The organism is Helicobacter ibis (assembly GCF_027859255.1).
Taxonomy (GTDB): domain Bacteria; phylum Campylobacterota; class Campylobacteria; order Campylobacterales; family Helicobacteraceae; genus Helicobacter_D; species Helicobacter_D ibis.
Map to the genome: position 1 here is coordinate 289,628 of NZ_JAQHXR010000001.1, position 16,963 is coordinate 306,590.

The 16,963-nt window shown below is 33.7% G+C and carries 13 protein-coding genes; 11 read left to right on the plus strand and 2 right to left on the minus strand.

Annotated elements, in window-relative coordinates:
* Positions 1 to 24 precede the first annotated feature (24 nt).
* The 7 genes from PF021_RS01685 (at position 25) to PF021_RS01715 (ending at position 8,634) form a co-directional block, all read left to right on the plus strand.
* Positions 25 to 3,147, plus strand: coding sequence for an efflux RND transporter permease subunit (locus PF021_RS01685; protein WP_271020674.1), 3,123 nt, complete (start codon positions 25 to 27; stop codon positions 3,145 to 3,147).
* Positions 3,144 to 4,550 (plus strand): efflux transporter outer membrane subunit, encoded by a 1,407-nt coding sequence (locus PF021_RS01690; RefSeq protein ID WP_271020675.1) that lies wholly within the window; start codon positions 3,144 to 3,146, stop codon positions 4,548 to 4,550. Before PF021_RS01685 ends, PF021_RS01690 begins: the two co-directional genes overlap by 4 nt.
* Positions 4,551 to 4,643: 93 nt before the next feature.
* Complete coding sequence (gene thrS, locus PF021_RS01695) at positions 4,644 to 6,458, plus strand: threonine--tRNA ligase (protein ID WP_271020676.1); 1,815 nt, start codon at positions 4,644 to 4,646, stop codon at positions 6,456 to 6,458.
* Positions 6,455 to 6,970 carry a translation initiation factor IF-3 gene (infC, locus tag PF021_RS01700; RefSeq protein ID WP_271020677.1) on the plus strand — a complete coding sequence of 172 codons (516 nt, stop codon included), beginning with the start codon at positions 6,455 to 6,457 and terminating at the stop codon, positions 6,968 to 6,970. The genes thrS and infC overlap by 4 nt, the downstream gene beginning before the upstream one ends.
* A 24-nt stretch (positions 6,971 to 6,994) precedes the next feature.
* Entirely contained in the window at positions 6,995 to 7,189 is a 195-nt protein-coding gene (gene rpmI, locus PF021_RS01705) for a 50S ribosomal protein L35 (RefSeq protein ID WP_271020678.1), read from the plus strand.
* Between the two features lie 82 nt (positions 7,190 to 7,271).
* Positions 7,272 to 7,625 carry a 50S ribosomal protein L20 gene (gene rplT, locus PF021_RS01710; RefSeq protein ID WP_271020679.1) on the plus strand — a complete coding sequence of 118 codons (354 nt, stop codon included), beginning with the start codon at positions 7,272 to 7,274 and terminating at the stop codon, positions 7,623 to 7,625.
* Positions 7,626 to 7,929: 304 nt separating this feature from the next.
* On the plus strand, positions 7,930 to 8,634 hold the full coding sequence (locus PF021_RS01715) for a hypothetical protein (protein ID WP_271020680.1): 705 nt from the start codon (positions 7,930 to 7,932) through the stop codon (positions 8,632 to 8,634).
* Here the strand turns inward: PF021_RS01715 and recO are convergent, their stop codons facing one another.
* Both recO and PF021_RS01725 read right to left on the minus strand, forming a co-directional pair.
* Positions 8,635 to 9,249 (minus strand): recombination protein RecO, encoded by a 615-nt coding sequence (gene recO, locus PF021_RS01720; protein ID WP_271020681.1) that lies wholly within the window; start codon positions 9,247 to 9,249, stop codon positions 8,635 to 8,637.
* Between the two features lie 169 nt (positions 9,250 to 9,418).
* A complete protein-coding gene (locus PF021_RS01725) occupies positions 9,419 to 13,636 on the minus strand; it encodes a beta strand repeat-containing protein (RefSeq protein WP_271020682.1) in 4,218 nt (1,405 codons plus the stop codon).
* Between the two features lie 126 nt (positions 13,637 to 13,762).
* Between PF021_RS01725 and rplI the strand changes: the two genes are divergently transcribed.
* From rplI to era, 4 genes are read left to right on the plus strand one after another with little or no spacing between them, the layout of a single operon-like run.
* Entirely contained in the window at positions 13,763 to 14,206 is a 444-nt protein-coding gene (rplI, locus tag PF021_RS01730) for a 50S ribosomal protein L9 (RefSeq protein WP_271020683.1), read from the plus strand.
* Positions 14,206 to 14,739, plus strand: coding sequence for an ATP-dependent protease subunit HslV (hslV, locus tag PF021_RS01735; RefSeq protein WP_271020684.1), 534 nt, complete (start codon positions 14,206 to 14,208; stop codon positions 14,737 to 14,739). Before rplI ends, hslV begins: the two co-directional genes overlap by 1 nt.
* Positions 14,739 to 16,073 carry an HslU--HslV peptidase ATPase subunit gene (gene hslU, locus PF021_RS01740; protein WP_271020685.1) on the plus strand — a complete coding sequence of 445 codons (1,335 nt, stop codon included), beginning with the start codon at positions 14,739 to 14,741 and terminating at the stop codon, positions 16,071 to 16,073. Before hslV ends, hslU begins: the two co-directional genes overlap by 1 nt.
* Complete coding sequence (gene era / locus PF021_RS01745; protein WP_271020686.1) at positions 16,073 to 16,960, plus strand: GTPase Era; 888 nt, start codon at positions 16,073 to 16,075, stop codon at positions 16,958 to 16,960. The genes hslU and era overlap by 1 nt, the downstream gene beginning before the upstream one ends.
* The last annotated feature ends 3 nt before the right edge of the window (positions 16,961 to 16,963 follow it).

Here is a 16,963-nt window from a genome sequence, read left to right on the forward strand (position 1 = left end):
TAAGGTTTTTAAAAAAGGTTTTTTATGTTTTCTAAATTTTTTATTAATCGTCCAGTATTAGCTATGGTTATGTCAATAGTCATAGTAATTTCTGGATTATTATCCATGGTATCTCTTGCGGTTGAAGAGTATCCACAAGTAACTCCTCCACAAGTTGTGGTGCAAGCTACATATCCCGGTGCTAGTGCAGAGGTAATTTCAAGTAGTGTGGCAAGTGTGCTAGAGAGTAGTATTAATGGTGTTGAAGGCATGATATATATGCAAACTTCCTCTACTTCAAGTGGAACTCTTAGTATTAATATATATTTCACAAATGAGACAGATCCAGATCAAGCCACCATAAATGTAAATAATCGTGTCCAATCAGTGCTTAGTTCATTGCCACAAGAAGTTCAAAGAATGGGCGTTAAGGTAGACAAAAGATCATCTACAATTTTGGCGGTTTATTCTTTATTTTCTGATGTTCCAAACCAAGATGCAACTTATATTGCAAATTACGCTGCGATTAATATTTTAGATGAGTTAAAGAGAGTGCCGGGGGTTGGTGATGCTACATTATTTGGTAGACAAGAGTATGCAATGAGGATTTGGTTATCGCCAGACAAACTTACAAAATATAATCTAACCCCTTCTGAAGTAATTGCATTAGTGCAGGAACAAAACTCACAATTTGCAGCAGGTGCATTTGGACAAGAGCCTGTAAGGTCTGATTTAAACTTCACATATACGGTTACTACAAAAGGAAGATTTGTTGATGCAAAAGAGTTTGAAAACATATTAATTAGGACTAATCCTGATGGTTCATCTTTGTATTTAAAAGATATAGCAAGGATAGAACTAGGTGCCGAAGATTATAGTGTTAATGCTTTTTATAATGGGCATTCTGCAGTTGCATTTGGTGTATTTTTACAACCAGGAGCTAATGCACTTAATGTAGCAGAAGGCGTAGAAAAGAAGTTACAAGAGCTATCAAAAAGCTTCCCTGATGGTATGCAATATAAGATTCCATATGATACAACCGCATTTGTGAAGGTTTCTGTGCAAGAGGTTGTAAAGACATTTTTTGAAGCCATAATACTTGTTGTTATTGTTATTTACTTCTTTTTGCAGAATTTTAGGGCAACTATTATTCCAGTCTTAGCGGTACCCGTTTCTATTATAGGTGCATTTGCAGGTATGTATTTACTTGGATTTTCGATTAACTTACTTACGCTATTTGGACTTATATTGGCCATTGGTATTGTTGTTGATGATGCAATTATTGTTATTGAAAATGTTGAGAGAATAATCCATGAAGAAAAGCTAAGTGTAAAGGAAGCAACAATTAAGGCAATGGACGAAATAGCAAGTCCAGTTATTGCTATTGTGCTTGTTTTATCAGCTGTTTTTGTGCCTGTCGCATTTATTGGTGGGTTTTCTGGTGAGATATATAAGCAATTTGCAATTACTATAGTTATATCTGTTATTATATCTGGGTTTGTTGCTCTTACGCTGACGCCTGCATTATGTGTGTCTATTTTAAGCACAAAAGAACCAAAGCCTTTTAAAATAGTGAAGAAGTTTAATGTATTTTTTGATTGGCTTACACATAAATTCACAGAAAAGGTAGCAAATGCTATTAGGAGAGGTACTTTATACTTGGTACTTTTTGTTGGTTTGATTTTTATTACTTATGGATTATTTACTAGAGTTCCTACTGGATTAGTTCCTGCTGAAGATAAGGGTATTTTGCTAATTTCAGTACAATTGCCACCTGCAACTGCATTGAGCAGGACAACTCAAACTATTGGCTTTATGGAAGAAACCGTAAGAAGCAATCCTAATGTAGATTCAATTATGGCTCTAGCTGGATATGATTTGTTATCTAGTGCTACTAGAACATTTGGTGGTACTGCGTTTGTTAAGCTTAAAGATTGGGACGAGAGAAAAGAAGATTCGCAACACTCTGCTTTCTTGGCAAAAACGCTAACAGGACAACTTATGCAAAATCCAAATGCTGTTATTTTTGCATTAAATCCACCTCCAATTATGGGACTTAGCTTGACTGATGGCTTTGAAGCATATATTCAAGATAGAACTGGTGGATCTATACAAGATCTACAAAAATACACTCAAATGGTGTTAGAAGCAGCACAGAATCGTCCGGAGCTAACTGGAGTTAGGACAACGCTTAGTGCAAGTGTGCCTCAATATAATGTAGAACTAGATAGAGAAAAGGCAAAATCTCTTGGTATAAGCGTTGTTGATGTATTTTCTACTTTACAAGCAACATTTGGAACTTATTATGTAAATGACTTTAATTTGTTTGGTAGAACCTATAAGGTAAATATACAATCTGAAAGTAGCTTTAGGGAATCTCCTGCTGATTTGAGCAAGGTTTTTGTAAGGACAAATAAGGGTGATTTAGTGCCAATTAGCTCTATTGTAACTTTTAAAAGGGTGGTTGGACCTGATATTTTAGAGAGATTCAACTTATTCCCTGCTGCAAAATTAATGGGTGATGCAACTGCAGGATATTCTTCTGGTGATGCATTAAGGGCTATTGAAGAAGTGGCTGCTGAAGTCTTGCCAGATGGATATACGATAGCATTTTCTGGTAGCTCATATCAAGAAAAAGCAAGTAGTGGAACTGGTGCTGTTGCATTTATTTTTGGTTTGATATTTGTGTTTTTGATTCTTGCTGCACAATACGAAAGATGGCTAATGCCTTTAGCGGTTCTAACCGCTGTTCCTTTTGCGGTATTTGGTGCTATTTTTGCTACATGGCTTAGAGGATTAGAAAATGACATATATTTCCAAATAGGTCTAGTAACTCTAATAGCCTTAGCAGCAAAGAATGCAATTTTGATAATAGAATTTGCAATGCAAGCTAGAGAGCATGAAGGTAAAGATATATACGAATCTGCAATTGAAGCAGCAAGACTTAGATTTAGACCAATTGTTATGACTTCTTTAGCATTTACTATAGGGGTTCTACCATTAGCAATTAGCACAGGTGCTGGTTCTGCTAGTAGGCATGCAATAGGAACTGGTGTTATAGGTGGTATGTTGGCAGCTACATTTATTGCTACATTTTTCATACCTTTATTTTTCACATATTTTGCGAGATTTAGTGAGTTTTTAGCAAACCTAAGGAATAAAAAATGAAATTAAAAATTATATCTTTAATATCTTTATTGTTGATTTTTGGAGGTTGTTCTCTATCTCCAAAATATGAACAACCACAAGTTAGTATCCCTAGTAACTTTACAGGAGAGAGTGCAGATTCTAAAATTAGTGTTGCTTGGTGGAAAGACTTTAATGATGAATATTTAAATACTCTTGTTGATGAAGCATTGAAAAATAATTATGATTTATCTTTAGCTATGAGTAGAATCTCTCAAGCTAGAAGTCAGTGGAGCTATGCTAGAAGCGATAGATATCCAAATATAGGTGCTAAAGGTGAGGCTACTAGAAATAATGGAAATATGAGCAATCCAGTAAGTATGGGTGATAATTATAATAATTTTTCTTTAAGTGCTGTTTTGAGTTTTGAACTTGATTTGTGGGGTAGGGCTAGGGATTCTGATAGGAAAGCTTATGCCATGTTATTATCAAGCAAGGCCAGTAGAGACACTATTAAGCTTAGTTTGATTTCTAATGTTATTCAAAGTTATTTTGGTATTTTGGTTCTTAACAATCAAGTAGAAATTTCAAGATATACCCTAAAGAGTAGGACTGAAAGCTATGAATACAGAAAAAAAGAATATGAAATAGGGAAAATACCAGAAATAGATATGCAACAAGCAAAATCAGAGATGGCGTCTGTAAAGGCTCAAATGCAAAAGTTATTAATGGAGCAAAATGCAGCCCAAACTTCACTTATGATTCTTCTAGGTAGAAATCCGCAAGAGATTTTTGATCTAAAATTGCCGACAGAAGCAAAAGCATTGCCAAAATCACCGGTTATTCCTATTGGACTTTCATCTACTTTATTGGAGCAAAGACCAGATATAGAAGTAGCAACACAGAATCTAAAAGCATCTAACTTTGCAATTGGTGTTGCTAGAAGTGCATATTTTCCAACTATATCACTAACGGGATTAGCAGGATATGTAAGCCCACAATTAAATAATCTAATGCAAAGTTCATCTTCAACTTGGAATTATGGTGGTAACTTTGTTGGTAATCTCTTAGATATGGGTAGAACAATGGCTAATGTAGATTATGCAAAAGCACAACAAGAAGAGATGTTGCTTACATATGGACAAGTAGTAAGAAATGCATTTGGAGAGGTTAGAGATTCATTGTTTAACTATTCTATGAGTGGCGAGAGGTTAAAAAGCTTAGATGACCAAGTAAAGGCACTTAGGAGAACATTAGTCTTAGCAGAGCTTAGATATGCTGAAGGATATACTAATTATTTAGAGGTTTTAAATACGCAAAGTAGCTTGTTTGCAGCAGAATTGACTTATCAAAGTGCTGCATTGGAGAACTTGAGTGCTAGTATCAATGTGTATAAGGCATTTGGTGGTGGTTGGGATAAAACCAAATATGTACAAGAAGAATAGACTTTATTAAGATGCAAAATTATTTTAAGGAATAAAAATGTATTTTTTTGGTAGAATCAAGGCTTTTAATTTTGAATTAAGGTTATATAATTAATGTCCGAAATTATTGGTTATAAAGTCAATGGCGAGATAATTGATACACAAAGCATAGGAAATATAGATTCTAAAGAGCCTATTTATTTTGATAATTCTGAAGAATCTCTCTATATTATGAGACATACTTGTGCGCACTTAATGGCAGAAGCTATAAAGATTCTATATCCAGAGGCACAATTTTTCGTCGGTCCTGTTGTAAATGAGGGATTCTATTATGACTTTAGGGTGAATCATAAAATTAGCGAAGATGATTTAAAGACAATAGAAAACAAAATGAAACAATTAGCCAAAAAAGGCGAAAAATTAGTTAAGTATTCACTTCCTAGAGATGAGGCTATAGAGAAATTTAAAAATGATGACTTAAAACAGGCTGTAATTAGCAGAATACCTCTTGGAGATGGAACCCTTAGCATATATTCTCAAGGAGAATTCGAAGATTTGTGTAGAGGTCCTCATTTGCCTACTTTAAAGCTACTTAATTCATTTAAGCTAACTAAAATAGCAGGTGCCTACTTAGGTGGTGATGAAAACTCTGAAATGCTAACTAGAATTTATGGTATTGCATTTGCTGATAAGGATAGTTTAAATACATATCTAAGACAATTAGAAGAAGCAAAAAAAAGAGATCATAGAAAAGTTGGTATGGAGCTTGGATTATTTGCCTTTGATGATGAAATAGGAGCAGGGCTACCAATATGGTTACCAAGTGGTGCTAGACTTAGGCGAAATATAGAAAATTTGCTAACACAGGCATTAATAGAGCGTGGTTATGAACCAGTTAGAGGACCAGAGATACTAAAGAGTGATGTATGGAGGGTTAGTGGACATTATGCAAATTATGGTGAAAACATGTATTTTACCACTATTGATAATGTAGAATATGGCATAAAGCCGATGAATTGTGTTGGACATATTAAAGTATATCAGAGCTCACCTAGAAGTTATAGGGATTTGCCTTTGAGATTCTATGAATATGGTGTTGTTCATAGACATGAAAAGAGTGGTGTTTTGCATGGGTTGCTTAGGGTTAGAGAATTCACACAAGATGATGCACATATTTTCTGTCTCCCAAGTCAAATAGGTAGTGAAGTTAAAGATATTATCGAATTTACACAAAAAATAATGAATGCATTTGGCTTCAAATATGAAATGGAAATTTCAACTAGACCAGAAAAATCAATAGGTAGCGATGAAGTATGGGAAGAGGCTACTAATGCATTAAAAGAAGCATTAGATGAATATGGTATAGACTATGCAATTGATGAGGGTGGAGGTGCATTTTATGGTCCAAAGATAGACATTAAAATCACTGATGCAATAGGTAGAAAGTGGCAGTGTGGGACTATACAAATTGATATGAATCTTCCAGAGAGATTCAAGTTAGAATATACAGCTGATGATAACACTAGTAAACAACCAATAATGATACATAGGGCTATATTGGGCAGTTTTGAAAGGTTTGTTGCTATTTTAACGGAGCATTTTGGAGGAGAATTTCCATTCTTTGTTGCACCTACTCAAATTATTATAATTCCTATATCAAATGTACATACTGCATATTCTTTAAAAATAAGAAATGAATTGCTAAAATATGGAGTATATTCTGAAATAGACAGCAAAAATGACACTCTAAATAAGAGGATTAGAAACGCAGAAAAGCAAAGAGTGCCTATGATTTTGGTTCTTGGAGATGAAGAGGTCAAGAATAATAGTGTTGCTATTAGGGATAGGAGAAATAAGGAACACTTTAATATGGATTTAGTTGAGTTTATAAAATTTTCAAGGGAGAAAATGCGTGAGGTTAGCTTTTGAGTAAGAATACAGATGTAATGTTAAATGAGGATATTGATTTTCCAGAGGTTCGTTGTATAGGTGATGATGGTGAGCAGTATGGCTTGATTAGTTCAAGTGAGGCTTTGAAAATTGCAGAAGAAAAGGGTGTTGATTTGGTTTTGATAGCGCCAGATGCAAAACCTCCTGTGTGTAAGGTTATGGACTATGGTAAGTTCAGATACCAGCAAGAAAAGAAACTAAAAGAAGCTAAAAAGAAGCAAAAGCAAATAGAAATAAAAGAAATCAAGTTATCAGTTAAAATAGCTATCAATGATATAAACTATAAAGTAAAACATGCAAAAGAGTTTTTAAGTGAGAATAAGCATGTTAGATTCCGTGTATTCTTACGAGGTAGAGAGGTAAGTGAGCCACAAGTTGGCTTTGAAGTGTTAAATAAGGTTGCTTCTATGCTAGAAGAAGTTGCCAATGTTGATAAGGATTACAAGATAGAAGGACGATATGTCAATATGCTTGTAACGCCTAAAAAATAATTTATCTTATGAAAGGAGAAAGCAATGCCAAAAATGAAAACAAATCGCGGTGCAGCGAAGAGATTTAAAATTAAAAAAAATAGCATTAAACGCGGATCTGCTTTTAAAAGTCATATTTTGACAAAGAAAAGACCACGACAAATAGCTAATCTTAATGCACCTAAGCATGTTCATAGTGCAAATATTGAATCTGTTAAGAAAATGCTTTGCATGGGTTAAAAGTTGCATAATTTTTATGTTATCCCCCTATTTTAGGGCAAGTTTGATTATATATCACACCTTTTAAGGTTAAGGAGAAAAAATGGCAAGAGTAAAGACAGGTGTTGTAAGAAGAAGAAGACATAAGAAAATCTTAAAATTAGCAAGAGGTTTTTATAGTGCTAGACATAAGCATTTTAGAAAAGCAAAAGAGCAACTAGAAAGAAGCTTATGTTATGCATTTAGAGATAGAAAGCAAAAGAAAAGAGACTTTAGAAGATTGTGGATTGTTAGAATTAATGCTGCTTGTAGGATTAATGCAATTAGCTATTCTAAGTTCATGTTTGGTCTTAAGAAGGCTGGAATCTCGCTTGACAGAAAGATATTAGCAGATATTGCGTTAAATGAGCCTAGCCACTTTGCTAAGATAGTAGAGAGTGCAAAAAAAGCTCTGTAAGGATTCTTCTTAGAATCCTTTGTTTTTTGATGATATAATTTTCCTCTTAGTAGTTTTGTACTTCTCTTAATTTCGGTATTCTTATCTTTATTGTTGATTATAAAGCTTTGTTTTGGAAACTGCATGAAGTGTATTAATAAATTTATTATCCACAAGATATCTGAACAAAATAGTAAAAGGTGGTTATAGTTAAATTAGTGCAACTTGATGTGTGATATAATTATCACTTATTGTTGCCTATAGTGTGGATTTATAAATGTTGTATCTGTGCTAATTGTGGCAAATATAAATTTAAAGGTGTAATATGAAATTATTTGTTGTGTTTTTATCTTGCATTAGCTTTATTTTTGCTAGTGAAATGGTTATTAAACAAAATTTGAGTGTCGGTTTAGAAGTATTGCTTACAGATTATGTGGCCGATGTTAATATTCTATCAAGCGAAAAGCTAAAGAATACAAAAAATCTATCAACTGCTACTAAAAATGAAATAATTAAAACATATAACACTATAAATGAGCTAATAAAGCAAAGCTCAATATGTAGTGGAGGGGAATTTTCTATAAATCCTTATCATACATATAATAATGGAAGCATGGTGCAAAGTGGTTATGATAGTATGTATAGTTTGAAATGTAAGTTTAACGAGGAAAATAAAGGGATGTTCAATACTATGTTAAGCAGTATAGAAACTATTGTTTCGAAAAACTCATTTCTTCAATTGCCAATTCCAGCGATTACCAAGCAAGCAAGTTATGAATCTCAAAATGATACTTTAAAACAATTAAATAATAAAATGATACTAGAGGCAATATCGTTAGCGAAGGAATATTCTAATATTTCACATAAAAGTTGTTATGTAAAAGAGATTAATTTAGATAATAATAGAAATGTAATGCCAATGCTTGCAAACGATTCTAGAGCTAAAAATGAATTAAGTGGAATCTCTATGCCAGTCAAAAGTAAAGAAATGCAAAAGTTAAACGGATTAGTAATCTTTGCATGTAAATAGTTAGATTCCTAGCAATAAAATTTCCCATAATTTATCAACTTCATTGTCTTCTAAAAATTCTCCGTTGCCATTTAGCCAATGGAGGATTTTACTTTTATTAAATAAAGTCCCATTTATGCATTCTTTGTGTGCAGCAAGTATTCCTCTTAGTATTATAATTTTATCACCATTTAGGATATTATTGCAGATTAGACATGTATTTAGTGGGTTATTTCTTCCTTCAAAATTTAGTAATTTAGCATACAAACTTAGCATACATCGTTTTGGTTCTTCTTTATTGAGTCTAATAGCACCATGTTCTAAGTGATCAAAATAAAAGCTGTCTATATTACTTACATCTTGTAGATGAGTATTTAGTAAGGTTATATATTGTTGCCAATAGTATCTTTTGTGTGAGTGTATTTCCCAATCAAACGATAGATGTGATGGTTCCCTTAATTTACCTAGATTCTTTATATCTCGTTCTATTATAAAGTCTATTTTATGTCCTATATGTATCGTGCTGTGTCTAGCACCATAGAATCTATATAGTGTATATATATGATTTGTTGTTATTATTTTTACTAGCAAGTCTTCATCTCTTACTTTATGTGTGTGAAGTATATAGCCTTGCATTTAGATTCCTATAAACCATTTTCCCTAAATTAAAACTTGATTTTACAACAAAAAATAAAAAGAGTGTTAATTCTAAAAGCTAAGATCCAACTTAGTGTTGAAACTTAGACTTTTAAGAAAGAAGATTGTGAAGAATTGAATTTACTCCTCCCTTAGAGGGAAGAATCGCTTACCACCACATACCTAGTCTTAATAGACCTGAGTGAGATGATGTATCACTTGAATAGTTACCATTGTAGTTTAGAGAAACTTCAATGTTATTAGTAATCATATAGCTTAGACCACCCTGAACATATTGATATGTGCTTGGTAGATCAACTGTTTGGCTAATGTGATTATTGTCAATTCTTACAGCTGTATCAATATCACCTGTGAAGTTGTTTTTGATACCTGCACCGAAATTTGTGCTAAATACTGGTGACCATTGAGCTAACCAGTTAAATCCTATTTTACCTTGTAATAGATTTGCATCGCTTTCTTCATAATATTGATTGCCTATTACAAAACTATCAGTATTTAATCTATCATAGCTTATACCAATTTCTGGTGAAATTACATGAGCATCTGTTAGATAGAAATTGATACCTAAATCAGCGCCAGCACCAAAGTTAGCACTATCTACGCTTGCATCACCAGTTCCACTTCCTGCTGTTGTGCTTCTTGAAACATCTGAACTAATTAACGCAGCTTTAGCTATAGCTTTTACATAGTATTCTCTGCTTTCTGTTCCACCTAATACTTTATAGTAGTTTAGACCACCATAGAATGTTAAGTCATCTTGGTTGTATGATGTAAATCTAGCACTTGTATCATAGCTACCACTTTCAAATCCAAAGAAGATACCAACGATACCTGCATCATATAGATTCTTTTGAGCACCAGCAACAAGACCATAAGTGTTACCTTTTAGGTTTTCAAATCCACCTTGTAAATCCATGCTATCAGCTGTATAGTAAGGTATCGCATAGAAATATGTATCTCTATTTGATGTCGCACTATATGCATCTGTAGAGATTTGAGCATATTTAGCTAGGTTTTCAAAATTAACATCACTATCATTGTAGCTAACTTGTTGTGTTCTACTTGTTTGATCAATTGTAGCTTGGATAGCTGTTGAAGTAATTGAATCAATAAATAGAGATCTTCTAGCGCTAACATTTGTTAAACCTTGAGCTAGAAGAGCACCTGCACCATTTGCTACATCAACACCAATTGAGAAACCTCTTACTCTCTTTCCATCACCATTTTCAGAAGTTATTGTATCAATGAATGTATCACTAATAGTGTATAGATCATCTTGGATTGCTAAGTTAGCAGATGTTAGACCTCTACCACCATTAACGCTTGAAGCACCACTATCTAATTCATATACTAGTGTTCCATTACCACTACCATTGTCTTTAATAGTCCATTCAGCAGAACCTATACCTGTTAATAGACCGTTATTATCAACACCATATACTAGATTATCCATATTATATACTTGACCTATTTCAAAGCCTTGATTTGACAGATCTAGAACTATAGATTTATCTAGGAAGTTTACATTTTCAAACTTACCATTCTCATCTTTAGATACATAGATATGTGAATTAGCATTCATTTTATTAGTATCTGTATTAGCACCAGAACCAATAGTTGTAAATACCCACTTACCTTTTGGATTAGTTGCACCTGTATTATCACCACTTTCTGTATTGCCACCACTTCCATCTGTTGGAGGAGTTACTTCTGCAGGAATAAATGTGCCTGATAGATATCTTTCATCACTTACTCTGTATGTATATCCAGGAGTGTTGTTAAATGTTGATGTGCTTTCATTTAGAGTTAGTTTCCAAGCTTCAATGTTTGCACTTGCACCTGCACCAGATAGGTGAATTTGAGATTGCTTATAGTTTCTAACATCTACTGAACCTGTATTGTTGATGCTAATAGCTCCCATAGTGCTAAATATGCTAACTCCATCTTGAGAACCTATGATTTTACCAGTATTTGTTACTCTTGCACCATCTGCTAGATTTATAGCATTAGAAGTTCCTTTAGCTAAAGCAATTGTTCCTTTGTTATCTAGAAGCTTATCGATTGTTCCAGTTCCAGCATATACGATTGAACCTGTCTCATAGTTTCTTAGATTGTCGATTGTGTTATTGTTAGTTAAACCAACTTTACCAGTATCAACATTTCCAAGTGTAGAGTAGTTGTTTAAGTTTACAATTGAACCAGAATCATTAGCTATAGTAATACCATTTACAATTGTTCCGTAGTTGTTAAGAGTTCCAATATGACCACCACTACCATTGTTTCCAACTAGGATTTCACCAATTGAACCAGTATCATAGTTAGTAAGAGTCGCAATAGAAGCTATAGCACTTGTAGATGCATTTCCTGTTGCTAGAATTATCTTACCTGTAATTTTACCTGAATTGTCTAAAGTAGTAATAGTATTGTTGCCACCCTTATCGCTTGATAAGTTAATATTACCATTTATACTACCTGTATTTATAAGAGAAGCTATACTATTCGCACCTGATTTCATAGAGATTGCATCAGAAGTAGCATTTTGTGCATTCTTATTACCGATTACACCTTCATTAACAACTGAAGTTATAGTCGCACCACCACTTAAAGCCAAGGAGCTAATTGCACCTGTATCTAAGTTAGCAATTGTTCCAAACGCTGCATTGTTTGTAGCAGAGCCAGTAGCTATTATTGAATTTATAGTTCCTGTGTTTTTGATTGTTGTAATAGAAGATTCTTTATTAATGATACCGTCAATTGTTCCACCTTGGTTATCTATAAGTCCTATTGAAGCACCACTTCCACCCCTATTATCACTTACTATGTAACCAATTTTAGCGTTTGTAGAAGTTGTAGTAGAACCGCTACCATCTGGGCTTTCAGTGATAAATTTATTTGAGTTAATAATTGTTCCAACTACACCAACATTGTAGATAGCAGCATTAGCTCCAGAGAAATCTTTACCATCTATAATGTTTCCATAGTTAGCAATAGTATTAATAACACTTCCAGCATTATTTGTAACACCACCAGAAGTATTAGCACCTGAACCAATAGAACCTGTATTTACTAGGGTATTAATTGTGCCATATAAAGAAGTGTCACCATTTACTATTGTTGTTATTTTACCAGCATTATTTAATGTGCCAATATATGCATTCGCAGAAGCATCAGCATTTGTAATTTTAGAAATAGACCCAGTTTTTGAGTTTGTGAAGTTGTTAATATTTCCAAAGTTTTCAAATCCTTTTGAAGTGCTTATTGAACCATTATTTGTTAGCATTTCAATTGAGCCATTGTTAGACAGTGTTACGCTACCAGCACCACTTTCTTTAATAGAACCATTATTAATCCAGTTAGCAATTGATCCACTATTAGTAATAGATATAGAACCGCTTACACCCGTATTAATTGTAGAACCCTTTCCTATAATAAAATCACCTATTGTTCCTGAATTGTTTTCAATTGTAATCTTACCAGCTTTATCTGCAAAAAGACTGCCGTTTATATTCAAAGAATCAAGGTTACCAGTATTTTGGACTAAAAACACAGCGGAGCCTGATGAAGCAGCCATACCACCACTAGACTGGACTAATACATTGTCATTTAGGCTTATTCCACCAGTTATATTTCCTGCATTTTTAATGCTAACTTCAGCATCACCTCCACTAAGAGCTTTTATGTCTATTGCTCCTAATTTTACACCATTGCCTATAGTGCCTTCTGCTGTGTTTTCAAATACGAAATCACCACCTAATGCACCACCAGAAACATTAACATCTATCTTGCCTATGTCTACACCACCAGTAATCGCACCACCATTTGTAACAGAGATACCAGAACCACTAGCTTTGATGTTTGCATTTACATTCACAGATTTAATAATTAAATTTCCACTGATTGTGCCACTATTAATAATTGCACCAGTAGCTGATGCTGAACCACTAACATTCAGTTTGCCAAATGTCATATTTCCATCTATTGTGCCGTTATTTGATATAGTTGCGCCACCACCAGAAAAAGTAATATTTCCAAAATCGGCACCTTTACCAATTGTAGCATTGTTTGTGATAGTTCCTTGTAAATTAGAAGAACCTTTACCATTAATAATGCCATTTGTTATATCAAAGTTTATAGTAACGTTCTTGTCACCACCGCCACTAAAACCATTAAGGTCAAGTAAGCTACCAGAAATTTGTTCGTTGATAACTAGATTTTGGTCACCTTTTACGCTAGACTTGTCTGCACCAGACTGATCTAGACCACTAATTTCAGCATTAGCAACAGTTGCTAACACAGATACACACGCTAGTGATAACACTAGACTTTTCTTACTTGCTGTGAATTTTTTATTAGTCTTTTTCTTCACAATCTTCTCCTTTTAGAAATTTAATAGAGGCTACAATTTTAGTAAAACGAAACTAAAAAATATATAAAAGTTAATAAAGATAATGCTAAAATATTTTGAACTAAAAAATAGCAATAGGAGTTTGTTTTGAAAGTATTATTATTACAAGATGTAAGAGGACTTGGCAAGAAAGGTGAAATATGTGAAGTAAAAGATGGCTATGGGAAAAACTTCCTAATAGCAAAGGGTATGGCAAGTGCTGCTACAAATGAAGTTATAAATAAATATAAAGCAATGCAAAAGAAAATAGCAGAAGAAAATGCCGAACAAAGATCACTAATGGAAATGACTGCTAAAAAGATAGAAGAAATAACTCTAAAAATAGTTCAAAAGGTAGGTGCAAATGGCTCACTATATGGAGCTATAACAAAAGAAGATATAGCAAATGCACTAAGTGAATATAGAGTAGAGATAGATAAGAAAAGTATAGAGCTAAAGTCTCCTATAAAATCTACTGGAATCTATGAAGTAGAGGTAAAGCTAGGACATGGCATTAATGCTAAGCTAAAAGTAGATGTAGAGGCTAAGTAATGTTTCATGCTACTACTATATTAGCCTATAGAGGCGATGGATATGCGGTGATTGGTGGAGATGGGCAGGTTACTTTGGGAAATTGTGTTTTTAAGGGCAATGCTACAAAGATTAGGACACTATGTGGCGGTAAGATTCTAAGTGGGTTTGCTGGTAGCACTGCTGATGCATTTACTTTGTTTGAGATGTTTGAGAGAATTTTGGAGAATAAAAAGGGAGATTTGCTAAAGTCTGTAATGGAGTTCTCTAAAGAATGGAGAAAGGATAAGTATCTAAGAAGATTAGAAGCTATGATGATAGTATTAAATAAGGAACACATATATATACTAAGTGGAACTGGAGATGTAATAGAGCCAGAAGATGGGAAGATAGCTGCTATTGGTAGTGGTGGGAACTATGCGTTATCTGCTGCTAGGGCATTAGATAGATTTGGAAAGCTAGAGCCAAAAGAAATAGTTTTAGAATCTCTAAAAATAGCTGGTGAACTATGTATATATACAAATAATAATATAAAAATTTTGGAGCTTAAATAATGGAAAATGCAAATATGACGCCTAGAGAGATTGTAGCTTATTTAGACGAATACATTATAGGGCAAAATGAGGCAAAAAGGGTGGTAGCCATAGCTTTAAGAAATAGATATAGAAGATTACAACTTCCAAAAGATATTCAAGAAGAAGTAATGCCAAAAAACATACTAATGATAGGTTCAACTGGTGTGGGTAAAACAGAAATAGCAAGGAGAATGGCAAAGATAATGGGGCTTCCTTTTGTTAAAGTTGAGGCTAGTAAATATACTGAAGTTGGGTTTGTCGGTAGAGATGTGGAATCTATGGTTAGAGATCTAGTTTTTGCTTCTATTGCATTAGTAAAAGAGGAGCAAAAAGAAAAAAATGCCGAAAAAATAGAAGATTATGTATTAAACAAAATAGTAGAAAAGCTAATACCACCGCTACCAAAAGGTGCTAGTGAGCAGAAGGTGGAAGAATATAAAGTAGCTAGTGAGAGAATGAAAAATAGAGTAATAAATGGTGAGATGGATAATTTAAAAATAGAGATAAATACTCCAAAAAGACAAGTAGAAGTCGAAGATGGAAATGTGCCTGTTGAGATAATTAAGGTGCAAGAGACGATAGCTAAGGTTTTTAGTGCGTCAAAAGAGAATCCTAAAAAAGAAGTAACAATTAAAGAAGCAAAGGATTTATTAAAGATTGAAGCTAGTGAATCTCTGCTAGATATGGAGAGTATCAAGCAAGAGGGAATAAAGAGAGCGGAGAATAGCGGGATAATTTTCATAGATGAGATTGATAAGGTTGCTGTTAGTTCAAACTCTCAAGGCAGGCAAGATCCTAGTAAAGAGGGTGTGCAAAGAGATTTATTGCCTATTGTTGAGGGGAGCTTGGTAAATACAAAATATGGTAGTGTGAAGACTGATCATATATTATTTATCGCTGCTGGTGCATTTAGCCTTAGTAAGCCTAGCGATTTGATAGCCGAGCTTCAGGGGAGATTCCCATTAAGGGTGGAGCTAGATAGCTTAGATGAAGAGGCGTTATATAAGATTCTAACACAGACTAAGAACTCTATTTTACGACAATATGAAGCATTACTTGGGGTTGAGAATGTGAAATTAATCTTTAAAGATGAGGCAATAAGAGCGTTAGCTCACTACTCTCAAATGGCAAATGAAAAAACTGATGATATAGGCGCTAGAAGATTGCACACGGTGGTTGAAAGAGTTATAGAGGATATTAGCTTTGAAGCTGAAAAGTATAGCGGAGAGAGTGTGGAAATCACTGAATCTTTAGTAAAAGAAAAGCTAGATGTATTAGTAGAAGATAGTGATGTTACTAGGTATATATTATAATGGATAGCAAGGCTGGATTTGTTGCATTACTTGGGAGACCTAATGCTGGGAAAAGCACTCTATTAAATGCACTTTTAGGAGAGAGATTAGCACTTGTATCGCACAAGGCAAATGCGACTAGAAAGAGACTAAATGTAATTGTCATGTGGGAGGATACACAAATAATATTTGTCGATACTCCCGGGATTCATAAACAAGAAAAACTACTTAATGAATATATGCTAAAAGAAGCACTAAAGGCGTTAGATGATTGTGATTTTTTAATCTTTTTAGCTCCTGCTAGTGATAGAATTTCGTTTTATGAAGAGTTTTTGGAGTTAAATAAAAATAAAAAAAAGCATATCTTGGTCCTTAGCAAAGCTGATATGGTGAGTAAAGATGAGCTTTTATCAAAGATAAAAGAATATGAAAAATATAGTGGTGTATATGAAGAGCTAATACCAGTATCTTATAAAGATGATAAAAGCTTGGAGAGTTTGCTAAAAGCAATATCCAAATATATACCACAAAATCCATACTACTATGATCAAGAGATTCTAAGTCCTGAATCTACAAAAGAAATAGTAAAAGAGATAATAAGGGAATCTTGCTTTGCGTTTTTGAGTGATGAACTACCTTATGAGAGTGATGTGATGATAAATAAATATACAGAAAAAGAAAGTGTAGATGTAATAAGAGCTACTATAATCGTGCTAAAAGATAGTCAAAAGGGGATAGTAGTCGGAAAGTGTGGTGCTACAATAAAAAGGATAGGCAAGGATTGTAGGGTTAAGATTGAAAGATTTTTAGGCAAGAGGGTGTATTTGGAGTTGTTTGTTAAGGTAGTGCCAAATTGGTCTAAAGAGAAAGAAATGCTAAAAAAAGTTGGCTATAATTTCGATTTTTAAGGA

Coding starts and splice junctions, on each gene's coding strand:
- PF021_RS01685 (WP_271020674.1), top strand. CDS start 25: ATGTTTTCTAAATTTTTTATTAATCGTCCAGTATTAGCTATGGTTATG.
- PF021_RS01690 (WP_271020675.1), top strand. CDS start 3,144: ATGAAATTAAAAATTATATCTTTAATATCTTTATTGTTGATTTTTGGA.
- thrS (WP_271020676.1), top strand. CDS start 4,644: ATGTCCGAAATTATTGGTTATAAAGTCAATGGCGAGATAATTGATACA.
- rpmI (WP_271020678.1), top strand. CDS start 6,995: ATGCCAAAAATGAAAACAAATCGCGGTGCAGCGAAGAGATTTAAAATT.
- rplT (WP_271020679.1), top strand. CDS start 7,272: ATGGCAAGAGTAAAGACAGGTGTTGTAAGAAGAAGAAGACATAAGAAA.
- PF021_RS01715 (WP_271020680.1), top strand. CDS start 7,930: ATGAAATTATTTGTTGTGTTTTTATCTTGCATTAGCTTTATTTTTGCT.
- recO (WP_271020681.1), bottom strand. CDS start 9,249: ATGCAAGGCTATATACTTCACACACATAAAGTAAGAGATGAAGACTTG.
- hslV (WP_271020684.1), top strand. CDS start 14,206: ATGTTTCATGCTACTACTATATTAGCCTATAGAGGCGATGGATATGCG.
- hslU (WP_271020685.1), top strand. CDS start 14,739: ATGGAAAATGCAAATATGACGCCTAGAGAGATTGTAGCTTATTTAGAC.
- era (WP_271020686.1), top strand. CDS start 16,073: ATGGATAGCAAGGCTGGATTTGTTGCATTACTTGGGAGACCTAATGCT.